General features: G+C 45.8%; 12 protein-coding genes. 10 read left to right on the top strand and 2 right to left on the bottom strand.

The window, feature by feature from the left end; all coding sequences use genetic code 11:
* Positions 1 to 178: 178 nt before the first annotated feature.
* The 9 genes from ACZ42L_RS06915 (at position 179) to ACZ42L_RS06875 (ending at position 10,408) form a co-directional block, all read left to right on the top strand.
* Entirely contained in the window at positions 179 to 2,080 is a 1,902-nt protein-coding gene (locus ACZ42L_RS06915; protein ID WP_464715649.1) for an LptF/LptG family permease, read from the top strand.
* A 22-nt stretch (positions 2,081 to 2,102) separates the two neighbouring features.
* The gene (locus tag ACZ42L_RS06910) at positions 2,103 to 3,314 is read left to right on the top strand and encodes a bifunctional 3,4-dihydroxy-2-butanone-4-phosphate synthase/GTP cyclohydrolase II (RefSeq protein ID WP_464697649.1); all 1,212 of its coding nucleotides are present in this window, start codon (positions 2,103 to 2,105) and stop codon (positions 3,312 to 3,314) included.
* Between the two features lie 111 nt (positions 3,315 to 3,425).
* Positions 3,426 to 4,619: a pyridoxal phosphate-dependent aminotransferase gene (locus ACZ42L_RS06905; protein WP_464715648.1), complete on the top strand. Its 1,194-nt coding sequence runs from the start codon at positions 3,426 to 3,428 to the stop codon at positions 4,617 to 4,619.
* 304 nt (positions 4,620 to 4,923) lie between these two features.
* Positions 4,924 to 5,760 carry a MotA/TolQ/ExbB proton channel family protein gene (locus tag ACZ42L_RS06900; RefSeq protein WP_464697646.1) on the top strand — a complete coding sequence of 279 codons (837 nt, stop codon included), beginning with the start codon at positions 4,924 to 4,926 and terminating at the stop codon, positions 5,758 to 5,760.
* Between the two features lie 30 nt (positions 5,761 to 5,790).
* Positions 5,791 to 6,402 (top strand): ExbD/TolR family protein, encoded by a 612-nt coding sequence (locus ACZ42L_RS06895; protein WP_464697644.1) that lies wholly within the window; start codon positions 5,791 to 5,793, stop codon positions 6,400 to 6,402.
* A 2-nt stretch (positions 6,403 to 6,404) separates the two neighbouring features.
* Positions 6,405 to 7,070: an ExbD/TolR family protein gene (locus ACZ42L_RS06890; RefSeq protein WP_464697642.1), complete on the top strand. Its 666-nt coding sequence runs from the start codon at positions 6,405 to 6,407 to the stop codon at positions 7,068 to 7,070.
* A gap of 34 nt (positions 7,071 to 7,104) precedes the next feature.
* On the top strand, positions 7,105 to 7,938 hold the full coding sequence (locus ACZ42L_RS06885) for an energy transducer TonB (RefSeq protein ID WP_464697641.1): 834 nt from the start codon (positions 7,105 to 7,107) through the stop codon (positions 7,936 to 7,938).
* A 7-nt stretch (positions 7,939 to 7,945) separates the two neighbouring features.
* Positions 7,946 to 8,908: a PstS family phosphate ABC transporter substrate-binding protein gene (locus ACZ42L_RS06880; RefSeq protein ID WP_464715647.1), complete on the top strand. Its 963-nt coding sequence runs from the start codon at positions 7,946 to 7,948 to the stop codon at positions 8,906 to 8,908.
* A gap of 87 nt (positions 8,909 to 8,995) precedes the next feature.
* The gene (locus tag ACZ42L_RS06875) at positions 8,996 to 10,408 is read left to right on the top strand and encodes a tetratricopeptide repeat protein (RefSeq protein ID WP_464702098.1); all 1,413 of its coding nucleotides are present in this window, start codon (positions 8,996 to 8,998) and stop codon (positions 10,406 to 10,408) included.
* 758 nt (positions 10,409 to 11,166) lie between these two features.
* On the opposite strand, the gene ACZ42L_RS06870 is transcribed toward ACZ42L_RS06875, so the two are convergent.
* Both ACZ42L_RS06870 and ACZ42L_RS06865 read right to left on the bottom strand, forming a co-directional pair.
* Positions 11,167 to 13,335: a hypothetical protein gene (locus tag ACZ42L_RS06870; RefSeq protein WP_464715646.1), complete on the bottom strand. Its 2,169-nt coding sequence runs from the start codon at positions 13,333 to 13,335 to the stop codon at positions 11,167 to 11,169.
* Positions 13,310 to 14,275: a hypothetical protein gene (locus tag ACZ42L_RS06865; RefSeq protein ID WP_464715645.1), complete on the bottom strand. Its 966-nt coding sequence runs from the start codon at positions 14,273 to 14,275 to the stop codon at positions 13,310 to 13,312. The genes ACZ42L_RS06870 and ACZ42L_RS06865 overlap by 26 nt, the downstream gene beginning before the upstream one ends.
* Positions 14,276 to 14,758: 483 nt before the next feature.
* On the opposite strand from ACZ42L_RS06865, the gene ACZ42L_RS06860 reads away from it, so the two are divergent.
* Complete coding sequence (locus ACZ42L_RS06860; protein ID WP_464715644.1) at positions 14,759 to 17,329, top strand: zinc-dependent metalloprotease; 2,571 nt, start codon at positions 14,759 to 14,761, stop codon at positions 17,327 to 17,329.

Here is a 17,329-nt window from a genome sequence, read left to right as displayed (position 1 = left end):
TGATGATGGAGGGTGTGCATGAAACTATAGAATGCACACCCTCCTTTTTATTTGGCAGCATGCTGCAACGGCAGTTGAAGTGAGATGTGAGGAATAAAAAAACGAAAAAGACAGAGAATCTAACAAATTTATACTAATTTTGTAATCAAATCAATACGGTCACGACGAACAGTCAGTAATGTTTCGCATTAAGAAATTAGATATATTCATAGCCAAGCAGTTTGGTATGCTCTTTCTGGGTACGTTCTTTATCAGCCAGTTTGTGCTGATGATGCAGTTTCTCTGGAGGTATATCGACGAGCTGATTGGTAAGGGATTGTCTATGGAAGTGATGGCGCAATTCTTCTGGTACATGGGGTTGATGCTCGTGCCACAGGCGTTGCCCTTGGCTATCTTGCTGTCTTCGCTGATAGCTTTCGGCAATTTGGGAGAGAGCAGTGAGCTGACAGCCATCAAGGCAGCAGGAATCTCTCTGATGCAGGCGTTTCGTTCGTTGATTTTCATATCGGTGCTTATCTGTCTTGGCTCGTTTTATTTCCAAAACAATGTAGGTCCGACGGCCAACCTGAAGATAGCGCAGCTGCTGATTTCGATGAAGCAGAAGAGTCCGGAACTGGAGATTCCGGAAGGTGTATTCTACGACGGTATTCCTAATAGCAACCTATTTGTACAGAAAAAGGACTTGGAGACGGGCAAGCTCTATGGGATCATGATTTACCGCATGACGGGAAGCTATGAAGACCAGGCCATCATCTTGGCCGATTCCGGTATGTTGCAGGCCACGGCAGAGAAGAAACATTTGCTGCTGACGCTGTGGAGTGGGGAATGGTTTGAGAATATGCAGTCTGACGAGTTCGGCAATTCGGCGGCTGTTCCCTATCGTCGGGAGAGCTTTATACAGAAGCGCATCGTGATAGATTATGATGGCGACTTCAATATGACCGACGCTACTTCGCTGTCGAATAATGCTCGCGGAAAGAGTCTGGGAGAAATCAACAGGGCGATGGACTCGCTGAATGCCAGGTATGACAGCATCGGCAGGATGTATTATCAAGACGAGAAGCGGGGAGAATACAGCTTGACCACGCTGTCGAGGAAAGACTCGCTGGCAGCCGTGAAGCTGGCGACGACCCGTAGTGTGGATATAGATACAGTGTTCGGCCGGCTATCTCTGGACAAGAAGCAGCAGGCCGTGATGACGGCTTTGAGTAAGGTGCAGTCGAAGGTGAGCGATTTGAATTTCAAGAGTCTGGTAACGAGCGATGGAGATTACTTCATCAGGCAGCACGAGATAGAAGCTATCAACAAGTTTACGCTGGCTCTGTCATGCTTGATATTCTTCTTTATCGGTGCACCGCTCGGCGCGATTATCCGAAAGGGCGGATTGGGGATACCAGTCATTATATCGGTGCTGGTGTTTATTATCTACTACATTCTGGATAATTCGGGCTATCGCATGGCTCGTGGAGGTATGTGGGCAGTATGGTTTGGCAAGGGATTGGCACCGGCTGTATTATTGCCGGTGGCTGTGTTTGTAACTTACAAAGCCAACAAAGACTCGGTGGTATTCAATCTGGACCTGTACATAGACTTCTTCAGAAGGTTGTTGGGACTGCGTGTGAAGCGTCATGTGTTTGCCAAGGAGGTGATTATCACAGATCCCGATTACGGAAAAGATGAAGAGCAGCTGCGCCAAATCAGCAGGGAGGCATCGGGTTATTCCCTGAGCCACAACCTGCGTTCAGCGCCCCATGTGGCGAACGTGTTCTTCAAATATCAGCCCGACCATGAGATAGAACGTATCAGCGAAGAGTTGGAACGAGTGATAGACGACCTGTCTAATACGCGGGACAAGCATATCCTGAGTGCCATCGGTACTTATCCGGTACTCTCGGTGAAGGCGCATACACGCCCATTCGAGCGGAAATGGATGAATATAGTAGCTGCTGTCATCTTCCCGGTGGGTATTGTACTCTACCTGAGGATGTGGCGATTCCGTCTGCGTTTGTTGCGCGACCTGAAACTCATCATGCGGACCAACCAACTGGTGGTAAGCAGAATCAGGGATTTGAAAAAATAGAATCACATATATACATAATAATATGGAAGACTTCAAACTGAGTAGCATCCAAGATGCTGTACAAGATTTCAAGGATGGCAAATTTGTCATTGTTGTAGACGATGAAGATCGCGAGAACGAAGGCGACTTGATTATAGCTGCTGAAAAGATAACGCCTGAGAAGGTAAACTTCATGTTGAAGAATGCACGGGGTGTGCTGTGTGCGCCTATCACATTGCAGCGTTGTGACGAGCTGGACTTGCCGCGCCAGGTGACAGATAATACATCGGTGCTGGGAACACCGTTCACGGTGACGGTAGACAAGTTGGAAGGGTGCTCTACGGGTGTTTCTACGCACGACAGGGCAGAGACTATCAAGGCTTTGGCCGACCCGAATTCGACACCGCAGACGTTTGGCCGTCCGGGACATATCAATCCGCTGTATGCTCAGGACAATGGCGTGTTGCGCCGTAGTGGGCATACCGAGGCTGCCGTAGACCTCTGTAGGTTGGCCGGACTATACCCCGCAGGCGCGCTGATGGAAATCATGGAGGAAGACGGTAGCATGGCTCGTATGCCGAGTTTGCAGCAGAAGGCCAAGGAGTGGGGATTGAAGATTATCACCATCAAAGACCTGATAGCTTACCGACTGGAGAAAGAGTCCAGCATCGAAGTGGGGGAGGAGGTGGATATGCCCACCGTTCACGGTCATTTCCGCCTGATACCTTTCCGCCAGACCAGCAACGGACTCGAACACATGGCCCTGATTAAGGGCGAGTGGAAGGAAGATGAGGCCGTATTGGTGCGTGTTCACTCTTCCTGTGCTACGGGCGATATTCTAGGCAGCAGGCGTTGTGATTGTGGCGAACAACTGCACAAGGCTATGGAGATGATAGAAAAAGAAGGCAAGGGCGTAATCGTCTACATGCAGCAGGAAGGGCGTGGCATTGGGCTGATGAACAAGATGGCTGCCTATAAATTGCAGGAAGAAGGCTACGATACGGTAGATGCCAATATACATCTTGGATTTAAGCCCGATGAACGCGATTACGGTTGCGGTGCTCAGATGTTGCGCCATCTCGGTATCCATAAGATGAGACTGATGACGAACAATCCTACCAAGCGTGTAGGATTGGAGGCTTACGGTTTGGAAATCGTAGAGAATGTGCCTATTGAGGTAGAACCCAACGAGAACGATTTGAGATATTTGAAAACCAAACGTGACAGAATGGGACATACGCTCCATATAAAATAACAAATGAAGCTTTTCTGAAGGTAAAACTATAGAAAAGTGTCATGGAAACTTCGTTGGGACGAATAATATGCGTATTTTTGTAGCGTAATGACTAAACTCTAGAATTGAATTATGGCACAATTATCTAATCGTTTGAATCGCCTCGCGCCATCGGCAACGCTTGCCATGTCGCAAAAGAGCAGTGAGATGAAAGCTCAAGGCATTGATGTTATTAATATGAGCGTGGGAGAACCTGATTTCAACACGCCCGACCACATCAAGAATGCAGCCAAGAAAGCTATTGATGAGAACTACTCCAGATATTCTCCTGTTCCAGGTTATGCCGACTTGCGTAAGGCTATCGTGGCTAAGCTGAAGAATGAGAACGGATTGGATTATACGGTCAATGAGGTGTTGGTAAGCAACGGCGCGAAGCAGAGTGTTTGCAATACGCTGATGGCATTGATCAACGATGGGGATGAGGTGATTATCCCGGCCCCATATTGGGTGAGCTATCCCCAGATGGTGAAGTTGGCAGGTGGAGAGCCTGTAATCGTGAATGCCGGTTTTGACCAGAATTTCAAGATGATGCCTGAACAGTTGGAAGCAGCCATTACGCCTAAGACGCGTATGCTGATACTCTGTTCACCCAGCAATCCTACGGGTAGTGTGTACTCGCAGGAAGAGTTGGAGGCATTGGCGACTGTCATTAAGAGCCATGAAGACTTGTTCGTGTTGGCCGATGAAATCTATGAGCATATTAATTATATAGGTGAGCATGCGAGCATCGCTAAGGTTGAGGGCATGAAAGAGCGCACCATTGTTGTAAACGGGGTGTCGAAAGCTTATGCCATGACAGGTTGGCGTATAGGATATATTGCTGCTCCGGAGTGGATTGTCAAGGGCTGTAACAAGTTGCAGGGACAATATACTTCCGGTCCATGTTCGGTAAGCCAGAAGGCTGCTGAGGCTGCTTATACCTTGGAGCAAGGCTGTGTGGAAGAGATGCGTCAGGCATTTGAACGCCGTCGTGACTTGATAGTGGAATTGGCCAAAGATATTCCGGGGCTGGAGGTGAATGTGCCGCAAGGGGCTTTCTATCTGTTCCCGAAATGCAGTAGCTTCTATGGGAAGACCGATGGAGAGCGTACAATACAGAATTCTACAGACTTGGCCATGTACTTGCTCGAAGTGGGACATGTGGCAACGGTGGGTGGCGATGCCTTTGGAGACCCGGAATGTTTCCGTATGAGCTATGCTACCAGCGATGAAAAGATTCGTGAAGCCATGAGTAGAATCAAGGCTGTATTGGGCAGATTAAAGTAAAAATACATTCTGAGTTAAGAAATGTTATAACAAAGGCCTTTTATGGGTACTTCCCTAATATGTAAAGGTGATAAAGTCGCGGGATTTTGGGCTAAATTCTTGCCAACTTAGTGTGAATGGAAACATTTAATGTAGTATCTTGTTAAAACTTCTTAATTAGGTTTGTAGTTATTCATAAATGATTATCTTTGCGATGCGAAAAAGGGGTATTCCCACGTGTTTATCCGTAATTTGCTAACCATTGACAACTAAATCGAACAAACATTATAAATTTTCAATAACTAAAAATTAATTTTTAAAAATTATGGCAACTACACAAAAAACAGCCAGCCCTAAGAAAAGCCAGGGCTTCCAAGGTATCAGAGCAGCGTTCTGGATCATCGTAGCATGTTTCATTATCGCTATTTGTATCTTCAATTTCGTTCTCGGTAATCCTGCAAACTTCGTGAATAACGATCCAAGCGCAGAGGTTTTGAACGGTAACCTTCTTGGTACTATCTACAAGGGTGGTATGGTCGTGCCAATTATCCACACATTGTTGCTCACCGTTCTTGCTCTTTCTGTAGAGCGTTGGTTGGCTCTCCGCACCGCTTTCGGTAAGGGTTCTTTGACCAAGTTCGTTGCCAATATCAAGGCTGCTTTGAACGCTGGTGATTTTGCAAAGGCTCAGCAGGTATGCGACAAGCAGAAAGGTTCTGTAGCTAACGTTGTTGCTGCTTCTCTGAATGCTTACAAGGAAATGGAAGCTGCTTCTGGTTTGAAGAAAGAGCAGAAGGTTGCAAAGATTCAGCAGGCTCATGAAGAAGCAACTCAGTTGGAGATGCCTACTCTTCAGATGAACCTTCCTATGATTGCTACAATCGTAACATTGGGTACTCTGACAGGTCTTCTCGGTACTGTAACCGGTATGATCAAGTCGTTCGCCGCTCTTGCAGCAGGTGGTGGTGGTGACTCTCTTGCTTTGTCAACAGGTATTTCTGAGGCCTTGATTAATACCGCATTCGGTATTTTGACATCTTGGTTTGCAGTTATTTCTTACAACTTCTTCACAAACAAGATTGATAAGTTGACATACGCACTCGACGAAGTTGGTTACTCTATCGCTCAGACATACGAAGCAAACCACACAGAAGAGGCTTAATTTTTGCTAACCCTTTAAAAATTTATCGCTATGGGTAAAGTAAAAATTAAGAAGAGTGACGTCTGGATTGACATGACTCCTATGTCGGACGTGATGGTGCTTTTGCTGACATTCTTTATGTTGACATCAACATTTGTTAAGAATGAGCCAGTGAAAGTAGTAACACCAGGTTCGGTATCAGAGATAAAGGTTCCAGAGAAGGATGTACTCAATATCTTGGTCAATCCTGACGGAAAGGTATTTATGAGTATGGATAACCAGACACAAATGATGGATGTGCTTTCGGGCATGACCTCACAGTTTGGTGTGTCATTGAATGGAGTGCAGCAAAAGAATTTTCAACAAGATGCAATGTGGGGTGTTCCCATGGATAAGTTGGCTGCTTATCTGAGCTTGGAGACAAGTCAGATGGCTGCTGAGCTTCCTAAGTTAGGTATTCCTACAGACAGCATCGAAGGCAAGAAGAGCGAATTTCAAATGTGGGTAGAGCAGGCTCGTACTGCAAACTCAGATATTAAAATTGCAATTAAGGCCGACGAAAAGACACCTTATAAGGTTATCAAGAAGGTAATGTCTGAACTTCAAGATATGAGTGAGAACCGTTACTATTTAATCACATCGTATAAAAAAGTGGAGGATTAATAATGGACGTGGATTTGAGTTCAGGAAAGAAAGGCAGCAGCAAGCAGAAGAGAATGTCTACCCGTGTGGACTTTACACCTATGGTGGACATGATGATGTTGCTTATCACTTTCTTTATGCTATGTACGTCTTTGGCTAAGCCTCAGACGATGGAATTAAGTATGCCAAGTAACGATAAGAACATTCAAGATGAAGATAAATCGGTTACCAAGGCTTCTCAGACGATTACCATTTATGTGGGTAGCGGCGACAAAATCTACTATGTAGAGGGTATGCCTAACTACAGTGATCCCAATACGTTGAAAGAAACAACGTGGGGTGCAAAGGGTATTCGTAGCGTGCTCATCAATCATGAGACTGAAGATGGTAGTATTCCAGTTCAGGCTATTATGCGTGCCAAGGCTAAACTCGACGCTAAGAAGTTGAATGAGCCTAAGAAGTATACTCAGGAAGTTTATGACAAGGAACTTGCTAAGTTGAAAGCTGGTGAAATTGATGGTGAGAAGATTCCTACTTTGACCGTTATCATCCGTGCTACCGACGGTGCTTCTTATAAGAACTTGGTAGATGTTCTTGATGAAATGCAGATTTGCAGTATTGGTAAGTACGTAATAGACAAAATCAACCCCCAAGACAAGGAATTGCTTGACAAGAAGGGTGTGAAGTAAGTCTTTTACGCAAATGATTTAAAACAAAAAGAAAATGTCAAAAATAGATTTAATATCTGGTGAATGGACCGACTTGGTCTTCGCTGGTAGAAACCAGGCTTACGGTGCGTACAAGCTTCGTAAGGGTACTGCCAAGAGAAACCTTATCGCCATCACTGCCGTTTTCATTCTTGCCATCGTTGGATTCTCTGCTATTGCTATTAAGAATATCGTAGATGAGAATGCTCGCAAGGTGGCTGCTACGCAGGTCAATGAGCTTTCTGCTTTGAATCAGCCTAAAAAACAGGCCGAAGTAAAGAAGAAGAAAATTGAAGTTGAACCTGAAAAGGTAGTTGAGCGCGTTAAGAGTTCTATTAAGTTTACTCCTCCTGTGATTAAGAAAGACTCTGAGGTGAAACCCGAAGAGGAATTGAAGACTCAGGATCAGTTGATGCAGACTAAGACGGCCATCGGTTCGTTCGAGGTTAAAGGTAACGATGATGTGGGTGGAGAAGTCTTGAAGGCTAAGGAAGTAATTGCTCAGCCTGAACCTCCTAAGCAGGAAGAAGAGAAAGTCTTCGAAGTTGTAGAACAGATGCCTATGTTCCCTGGTGGACCTACCGCATTACTTCAGTACCTTAGCAGCAACGTGAAGTATCCCGTAGTTGCACAGGAGAATGGTGTTCAAGGACGTGTCGTTGTTTCTTTCGTTGTAGAGAGAGACGGTTCTATCACTGATGTACGTGTTGTACGTTCGGTAGACCCATCACTTGACAAGGAAGCACAGCGTGTTGTACGCAGTATGCCTCGTTGGACTCCTGGTAAGCAGAATGGTTCAGCTGTACGTGTGAAGTACAATGTTCCTGTATCGTTCAAGTTGCAGAACTAATAAGTAAATGAAGAAAAGAGTATCTTACATATTCGTAGGATTAACACTACTGTCTGTCAGCCTTCTTGCTTCTTGTGGACAAAAGAAGCATAAAGGCGGCAGAACAGACACATATTCGTCAGGGGTGATTAGCTTCGCCTCTGACGAAAGTTTTAGTCCCATTATCGAGGAAGAGCGACAGATATTTGAGACTATTTATAATCAGGCAAAGGTAAAGCCCATTTATACCAACGAGTCAGACGGTATAAATATGCTGCTGAAAAATAAGGTTTGTCTGGTTATCACAGCTCGCGACTATAAGAAGTTGGAATTAAAAAATCTAAGAGATCGCACTTTTATGCCTAAGGCTCTCAAGATAGCTTATGACGGATTGGCGTTGATAGTTAATAAGTCTAATCTTGATACCTGCATAACAGTGAAAGATATAGCCCGTATTTTAACTGGTAAGGTGACACAATGGAATCAGATTCATCCTGGTTCTAAGAATGGACAGATTACTCTTGTCTTTGACAATCGTAAGTCCAGTGCAGTACACTTTGCCGAAGACTCCATCTTAGGTGGTAAGCCCATTGCTAGTCCGAATGTGTTTGCAACACAGAAAACAGCAGATGTTATCAGCTATGTGGAGAAGACTCCCGGTGCCATTGGTATCATCGGAAGTAATTGGCTGAATGATAGCCGAGACACTACCAATCTCACTTTTAACAAGAATATTCGTTTAATGTCGGTAAGTCGCAAAGACAAGGCTACTCCTATGAATAGCTGGAAACCTTACCAATATTATATATATAACGGAAACTATCCCCTTATCCGTACCGTTTATGCTTTGTTGAACGACCCTATTAACGGACTGCCGTGGGGATTCGCCCATTTCTTGGCATCTCCCAAAGGGCAGATGATTATTTTGAAATCGGGCTTGTTGCCTGTGCAAGGAAACATTACGATAAGAGATGTTAATGTAAGCGAATAATGATAGAATTGATGTTACATTTAGTATTGTTACACGTCTAATAGATAGTATTCAGCACTTAGATTTATAACAATTAAAGTAGAAATTATGAAAGCAATTAAATACTTATTGGTTGGAGCATTGATGATAGGCACTGGTGCTCCTGTGATGGCTCAGAATGAGAAAGCTGCCATTGAGCAAGTGAACAAACTTCTTCAGTCTAACAGCCCTGATAAGGCTAAGCAGTTGAAGGATATTGTAAAGACGTACAAGAAGAATCCGGAGGTTCTTGTAGGTATTGGTCGTGCATATCTTGACATTCAGGATACTGCCAATGCCCAAGTCTATGCTGATATGGCTCTGAAGCGTGACATGAAATATGGTCCAGCTTTCATCTTGTGTGGTGATATCCAAGTGCTCAAGGACAATGGTGGTGCTGCTTCTTCTTGGTATGAGCAGGCAACATTCGTAGACCCCAAGAATCCGGAAGGTTATCGTAAGTATGCACAGATCAACAGCAAGGTAAGTCCTTCTTCTTCTGTGGCGATGTTGAACAAGTTGCATGAAAATTTGCCGGATTATCCTGTAGATCTTATTTCTGCACAGATTTACGATAAAGCCGGAAACCTTAGCAAAGCTATTGAGTATTATGATAAGGTCGATAAGAGCAAGATGGAAGCTACCGATCTGGTGAGCTATTCTTTGAATAATTTCCTGAAGGGTGATTTCGAGAAGAGTTTGTCTATTTCTCAGTTCGGTAACAATAAGTTCCCACGCCATCCGGCTTTGAACCGTATCTCTTTCTTCAATCTTACCAACCTGAAGCGTTACCCAGAGGCTCTTACTTATGCAGATCGTCTGTTCAATCAGAGCGACTCTACCAAGATTACAGAGAGCGATTACCTCTACTATGGCTATGCTTATCAAGGCAATAAGGAATATCAGAAAGCTATTGATATGTTCAAGCAGTCTTTGGCTAACAACAAAGACAACGATGCTGACAAGTCTGATGCTTTGAAGAATATTGCCAGTGCTTACTCAGAAATGGGCGATATAGCCAATGCTACCAAGACTTATGATGAATATCTGAAGAGTTTGAAGCAGATTACAGCTATCGACTATAATACTTTGGCTAATATGTATATGAGTCAGGCTAGCAAGACTACTGGCGCAGAGCAGAAGGAAGCCTATGCCAATGCCGACCGTGTATTCGGAGAGATGGCTGAGAAGTTTGCCAGTGCAGCAGACTTTGCTACCTATCAGCGTGCTCACATCGGTTATGCTCTTGACCCTGAAACTAAGACGGGTGCAGCTAAACCTCACTATGAGAAGCTGATTGAAATCATTAAAAGCCATACCGAGAAGGGTGACCGTGACGATGCTCGTCTGTTGGAAGCTTACCAGTATTTAGGCTATTACTACACGTTGAAGAGCGATAAGGCTACTGCTGATACTTATTGGAGCAAGATGTTGGAGATTGATCCTAACAACGAAACAGCCAAGCAAGCTCTTGGTAAGTAATTGAATTTATTTAGAAAAGACAGATATGTCCTCAAAGGCAGCAATGCTTTTGAGGACTTTTTTTATGCTGCCGATGAGGTTAGTGAATTTCCTTACTCTGCAATAAAATGAGAGCTACACGTGTGTGTATTGGGGATTAGTCTGATGATGCTATTAGTGGACAGCAGCCATCCCAGTGCAGAGTAAATCATCCTCTGCACGAAAGTGGGGAATAGCTGATAGGAAAGAAGGTAATCAGGTTTGACTTGTTTGCTTCTTTCTTTATGATAGTTCGATGTTTTCCCGTAATAAATAGAGTAGCTTTGCGTTATTCGTGTATGGCAATCGTGGAATGTATTTGATGATACATGATGATAATATTATATTCAGACTTTATGTACCGATAGGCATTATGATTCTATTGGTGGGCATGCTGCATTTTCACAGGCGACATGTTTTCAGATACTTATACCTTACCAATATTTTTTGCTTGCTGACGGGCGTGTGTTCCTATTTTGTTTTAATAAATTATCCGGTAGGAGAAGAATCCGTCAGCTCTTGGATGAATACCATTCCATTCGTATGGCTATTTGGAATCTTTGGAGGCTATTTCCTTTCTATATTGTCTGTTTCAGCTTTTGTGATAGAATATGCGCAGAGAGAATTATGGGCAAGACTGATTATTAGAATTGCCGGTGTGATACTTGCTTTACTATGTATATGGTGGGGCTATCTTTTTGTATTGGGAATTCTGTCACTGAAGAGTGGATAATATTCTATTACGGTTCTTGCATGAATTGACGTAACACATCGCAGCGTGTGATGGTCGGGTCTAGGAAGAGCGTACTTTGCCGCCAGAAATCAGCTAATTGTGTATAGACATCACGCAAGTCGGGATATTTGAAAATATCATCTTTGTCAATCCAAAATAAGCTGGGCGACTTTGCATGCACGTTCAGCAATACGAAAGCCTTGGCATAGAGTGCCTGCTGTTTCATTTGGAAATCGTCGTGGGCATAATGTAGACACACATCGAGCCACCGAAGCGTCTCCTGTGCAAAGTCTTTCTCGTAAGTTTTGGCACTGTCATAGGCACTCCAAGTGTCACGTGTAAGATACCAACAATCCCCATACGCCGATGCCTGGAAATACCGTTTGGCCAGTTCGTAACTCTGCTTGCAGCGGTCGGCATCAGTTCCGGCGAGTCTGTATCGGCTTTGCAGTTGCAACATGTCTTCGCAATATGCCACCTTGTAATTCTTGGCCAAGGCCGGAATCTCGTAATATTCAAACTGGTTGCCGTCTCGTTGGCGCACAAACCAGCGTGGGGCAGCGAAGTCGCGATGCCATAACAGATAGTTGCTCTGTGGGCTATTGATGTAGAGCATGGACAGTTTTCTTAGATAAGGCAGTGCTTCGGCAAACCGTCCTTCGCGTAAAAACTTGCTTCCAATCAAGTCGTTATAGTATTCCCGATCGTGTGTAGCATTGTTTACAGCATACTGTCCCAGTGCATCTTTGGGATGCGAATACACAAACTTGGCATAAGATATTGCCTCGCTGGCTGTCAGAGAGTCTATTTGATTTTTTTCTTCTATCCACGGCGTATGTGGTGAATTGTATGTATAGGCTATAGGTTCAAACACAGATTTCTCCTTGTAGGGTATTCCCATCAGTGCAGTCTGCATATTCTTGTTGCCCATCGCTTTGTATCGCGGCACCAGTATGGTATAAATCAATCGGTCTTTCACCCTCTGGAAGTAGTCATCCCAGCGGTTATAGCTTCCCACCAGCTCTGATTTTCTATCCAGCCATTTGATTTCCTGGGCTATAAATTCTGTTCCATCGCCATGCAGAGGCAACAGCCTTGCTCTGGCCATGAGTCTGATGGAGCGCGCCACATCGTGCGACCGTGGCATGCCACGAAGCATCATAGCCCGCTCGGCTACATCGCCGGCTCGCCGATAGTTGCCCATGATGTAGTGCAGCATGGCATTGGCCGCTTGCCAGAGACATGGGGCTTTCACCTTGCCTTCGCGCAAAACGCGGTTTGACAGCTCGATGAACTGCTCCATTTCCGACGTGTATGTAGGCACGTAGCCTACCCATTCCACCGCATCTTTGTCTCCTTCGCTGTCGGCGGTCTCCTGTGCTCCGTTCACAAACTCCTGTATCAGATAGATGAGCGAGGGTGAGTTAGGCGTCTCGCTATATATTTTTCGGATGCCGGCCACGTTTCGATATTGCTGCAATCGCCATGTCATGCTCTGTAAATCACCCTGTTCGGCATAGATGTCGAGCGCCATCTGCATGTGCTTGGCAGCCTGTTTGTCGTTTGGCAGATTGTATAATGCGTTGGCGTAGATGTTCCGACAGAAGTCGCGATATACCCCTTTGGGCAGTCCATTGCCCGTCTCCTCCCATATGCGTATATTGTCGGCATACCGCTTCATGGTCATGTTGGCCCGCATCAGTAGCAGGCAATACTGCGCTTTCAGTCGTCCGTGCAGCCGTTGGGTTGCCGTGTTGACCATGCGCGTAAGCGTTTGGTTGGTGTGTTCTATGGTCTCCTGTGTGGGATACGACCACTGGTTATATAGGTCGCCACTTACTTTGCTGTATTCGGCTATGAGGCGAATGTAAGCCATCATGTCTTTGTCGCCCTTCTTGCGTGCTGCCTCCATGAGGAAAGCGCAGTCTTCGTCGAAGAAAAGATCGCTATACGAATATTTGTTGGGGTAATGGTTGTATAGTTCGTTTTCCTCGTACGCCACTCCCGTATACTGCTTCCAGTATTCAAAAAGTTGGTCGTCGAACGAGAAATAGCTGTATTTTGCAGCGTACACGTCGAACAGGTAGTAGTTGTGCACAGGCATCATCGGACCGCAAGCCGTGACTCTCCCGACGGCGAATAGCAATAGACTAATGAGTATAAATTTCTTCATCATGGCGGTTGTTGCGTTTTAAGTCGAAGATAATGATTTCGTCGTTGATGTCGCTGCGTTTCTGCTCCAGTGCATGCTTGGTCTTCAGCACTTGTTCGAGCGCCGACTGGCGCACAATGATGGTGTCGCCTGCCAACATCGGGTATTCGTTGTCGTGATGCACGATGCCCACGTATTTCTTTCCACGAAACAGGAGGTGGTAGGCAAAGTTGGGATAAGCAGCCGAGAGAGGCAGCTTGTAGCCGGCTATATAGCGCAGATATGGCTTCACGTCCTGATAGTTCAGGATGGGGTGTTGGTTGTGTATATCGGTGAAATCGCCCGTGTTGTATACCATCAGTACACCGCGGTCGGCCGGTGGCGGAGTCTGTGCCAGTTGGTGCAGTCGGATGGTCGACGAGAGTCGGATGCCTTGTCCGTTCAGTATTTTCCTGAGTTTCTCCATGAAACCATAGTATGCCTTGCGCGTGGTCTTGGTCCAGTCGCAGTCTATCTGTATCTCTCTGGCAGCTGCAATCCCATTGGTCTTGTTCATTTGCAAGATGCGCTGTGCTATATTCTCAGCCAGTCCATCCACATTGTTCCTCATCACATCGTTGACAATGAACACCACCGGCACTACTTCCACCGTCTTGGGTGGTGTCTGTCTGAAACTGATGGTGGCGTTGGGCATGCCTTGTCCGTTGTCTGCTTTCACCACGTCGAAATAGCGGATGTATAGTTTGGCGATATGATGCCGGGCGATGTAAGCCGTGTCAACAGCAAAGGTGGTGCTCCAGTAGTAGGCCGAGCGCAGTTTGGCAGGCGCAGGATGTTGGCTACAGGCGGTCAATGCAAAATACGGGAATATCGACATGAATGTATACATGCACGCCTTATACAGTATCTCCTTTGTGCCATAAACATGAGGCGACCCTAATCTTGTGCGTGTGAATCTTCTCATAAGTCTTGGAATTAGATTTCGCGTTTCGAACTCCTACAAAGATACAATATTTTCTGAATATGCAATGTGTTTATGATTTTACACTTCAATATAGTGCTCACTCCGTCAACTTGTAATCTCGTCAACTTGTCTGCTGAAAACTGCAAGGCCTTGGCAGTATCGCTGCAAAGGCCGGACAGCAATGCTGCAAAGCCCGAACAGCAACGCTGCCGAAGCCTTGCAGTAATTCAATGAAAATTGGTAATGGACGACAGTTCATTGATAGGGTGGGATAAGAGTTTGGTGTGAGAGGACGAGTATATCGTGAGTCGTGATGATAAAGGGAGAGCCTGGTGGTATGGAAAATATTTGGTTTATGTAAAAAATAGTTTCATAAAAACTATTAAAATCGTTATTTTTTATTATATTTGCAAATTCATAGGTCATAATGCCATTTCTCCGGAAAGACGAAAAAACTTACATAACCATAATAAACATAACTGTATGAATAGAATTCTGTTCGTTTTGCTTTTGGCAGGTGCTGTGATTGCACAACCTGCAATGGCAAAGAAAAAGTCTAAAGTGAAAGTAGACTCATTGCTGACAGCCAAGGATAAGCCCGGCAAATCGTCTGTAGCCGATTTCAACAAGGCTGTGAAAGACGCCAAACTTGTCAAAGGTATGTTTGATACCTATCTTACCAAAGATGGAAAGTTGTATTTCAGCATTGCCGATTCGGCTTTCGCCCGCAATTATATCCTCTCCAACCGCGTGTCGTCTACCAGCAATACCAATGATTATGTGGCCGGACAGATGGTAGACGGGCCTCGCCTGATTCGCTTCTCTACCGACAGCGTGCGTGTATATCTGCATTTGGTGCAGAATACCAATGTGGTGAAAAAAGGCGATCCGATAACGGCTTCGTTCAAGACAAACTTTGCCGACCCCATCTTGAAAGCTTTCAAGATAGTGGGAAAGAAAGACCATAAGGTGCTCATCGACATGACTTCGTTTTTCGGAGGCAATGAGAAGAGCCTGAGTCCCATGAAACCCGATAATCCCCTGTCGGTGCTTTTCGGTGGCAGCCGCAATCTGAAAGGGTCGTTTATTTCCGATGCTTCGGGCGTAACCGAAGTAAAAGCATTCCCCCGCAACATCGAAATTATCAGTTCGTTGAGTTTCGACCTGTCTAAGGAAAACATGCCTTACACCGTGGTGATGCACCGCTCGCTCTTCATGGCGCCCGAAAATCCGATGCCTATGCGACTGCAAGACAATCGGGTGGGATTCTTCAGCACCGACAAGAAAATCTATTCTTCATCGGCTGACCGCGTGGAGAAGAAGACGTACATACACCGTTGGCGCTTAGAACCTAAGGACGAAGACCGCGAACGCTACTTCCGTGGCGAACTGGTAGAGCCAAAGAAACCTATCGTCTTTTACGTGGATTCGGCTTTCCCTGATAAGTGGCGCAGCACTGTGAAGCAGGGTATAGAAGACTGGAACAAGGCTTTCGAGGCAGCAGGATTCAAGAATGCCATCAAGGCGAAGGACTATCCGAAGAACGATTCGACGTTCGACCCTGCCGACATGCGCTATAATTGTATTAAATATGCCGTAACGGAGACTGCTAACGCGATGGGGCCAAGCTACGTTGACCCTCGGACGGGCGAGATACTGACGGCCGATGTCATTTGGTATCATAACGTTATATCATTGTTGCACAACTGGCGATTTGTTCAGACGGGTGCTGTCGATGCCCGAACTCATAAGGCTGTGTTCGACGACGACCTTATGAAAGAGTCCGTGCGCTATGTGGCTGCCCACGAAGTGGGTCATACATTGGGTTTGATGCACAATATGGGCGCTAGCTATTCGTTCCCTGTAGACTCGTTGCGCAGCCCCTCGTTCACACAGAAATATGGTACGACGCCGAGTATCATGGACTATGCCCGCAACAACTTCATTGCCCAGCCAGGCGACTTGGAGCGTGGTGTCAAACTTACTCCGCCTGTCCTGGGTGTGGAAGATATCTATGCCATCAACTGGGGCTATCGCCTTATCAAGGACGCTGATACTCCGGAGAAAGAGAAACCAACCCTCGACGCATGGATTAAGGCCAAGAGTGGCGACCCCATGTACGAATTCGGAGCACAGCAGTTCATGGGTACGATAGACCCTACTGACCAGTCGGAAGACTTGGGTAACGACCATATCAAGGCCGGCAACTATGCCATCAGCAATCTGAAGATTATCATGCGCAATCTGGAGAAGTGGGTTTATAAGCCCGGTGATACCTATGAGGCTGTGGAAGATATGTACAAGCAGGTCGTATCTCAATACACTCGCCATCTCTTCCATGTGATGCCTTACATCGGAGGTGTGCGTTTCGAAGAAATCAGACAGGGCGATAACAAGGGAGCTGCACGTCATTATATGGACCGTGCTACCCAGAAGCGTGCCATGCAATGGCTTATCGGGCAGGTTCGTAGTTACGATTCATGGTTGTCGCCACAGAGCCTTCTGAACAAACTCGACTTGCCTTCCAATGTCAACGAGAGGTTGCAGACATCGGTGGTGGGTGCGCTTTATGCCGGAACTCGCTTGTTCAGTATCAGCGAAGGCTACAAGATAGACCCTGTCAAGAATTACAGTCTTGACCAGTATATCAACGATGTGTTCAATACCTTGTTTGCGCCAACGATGCAGGGGCGTGCATTGAGCGAAGCCGACCTGAGATTGCAGTCGGGCGTCATCAATTTGTTCAAGCTCACCAGTGGCTTGCAACCCAAACCAGAAAAGAAGGGATTGTCACTGTTGACAGGCGAAGAGTCCGACAAGCTGATGGTTGAAACGACCGAATTGGCTTGCTGCAAGGCTCATCAGGGACAGTCGTTCATGCGTATTATCTATGGTTTGCCCTCATTGTCTACCGATGTTATGGCCCCATTGATGCTGAATCAGCTGAAGAAAGTGCGCAGTCTGTACGGTCAGAAGCGCGCTACAGGCGACAGTAAGACTCGCAATTTCTACGAGTATCAGATATTGATGATAGATAAACTCTTAAAGAAGTAA

Source organism: Prevotella mikamonis (assembly GCF_055381405.1).
The sequence above is the reverse complement of the archived record's forward strand: the minus strand, read 5'-3'. Positions and strand labels throughout refer to the sequence as shown.

Excerpts from the sequence above, each read along its gene's own strand:
- ACZ42L_RS06915 (WP_464715649.1), top strand. The coding sequence starts at position 179 with ATGTTTCGCATTAAGAAATTAGATATATTCATAGCCAAGCAGTTTGGT.
- ACZ42L_RS06910 (WP_464697649.1), top strand. The coding sequence starts at position 2,103 with ATGGAAGACTTCAAACTGAGTAGCATCCAAGATGCTGTACAAGATTTC.
- ACZ42L_RS06905 (WP_464715648.1), top strand. The coding sequence starts at position 3,426 with ATGGCACAATTATCTAATCGTTTGAATCGCCTCGCGCCATCGGCAACG.
- ACZ42L_RS06900 (WP_464697646.1), top strand. The coding sequence starts at position 4,924 with ATGGCAACTACACAAAAAACAGCCAGCCCTAAGAAAAGCCAGGGCTTC.
- ACZ42L_RS06895 (WP_464697644.1), top strand. The coding sequence starts at position 5,791 with ATGGGTAAAGTAAAAATTAAGAAGAGTGACGTCTGGATTGACATGACT.
- ACZ42L_RS06890 (WP_464697642.1), top strand. The coding sequence starts at position 6,405 with ATGGACGTGGATTTGAGTTCAGGAAAGAAAGGCAGCAGCAAGCAGAAG.
- ACZ42L_RS06885 (WP_464697641.1), top strand. The coding sequence starts at position 7,105 with ATGTCAAAAATAGATTTAATATCTGGTGAATGGACCGACTTGGTCTTC.
- ACZ42L_RS06880 (WP_464715647.1), top strand. The coding sequence starts at position 7,946 with ATGAAGAAAAGAGTATCTTACATATTCGTAGGATTAACACTACTGTCT.
- ACZ42L_RS06875 (WP_464702098.1), top strand. The coding sequence starts at position 8,996 with ATGAAAGCAATTAAATACTTATTGGTTGGAGCATTGATGATAGGCACT.
- ACZ42L_RS06870 (WP_464715646.1), bottom strand. The coding sequence starts at position 13,335 with ATGATGAAGAAATTTATACTCATTAGTCTATTGCTATTCGCCGTCGGG.
- ACZ42L_RS06865 (WP_464715645.1), bottom strand. The coding sequence starts at position 14,275 with ATGAGAAGATTCACACGCACAAGATTAGGGTCGCCTCATGTTTATGGC.
- ACZ42L_RS06860 (WP_464715644.1), top strand. The coding sequence starts at position 14,759 with ATGAATAGAATTCTGTTCGTTTTGCTTTTGGCAGGTGCTGTGATTGCA.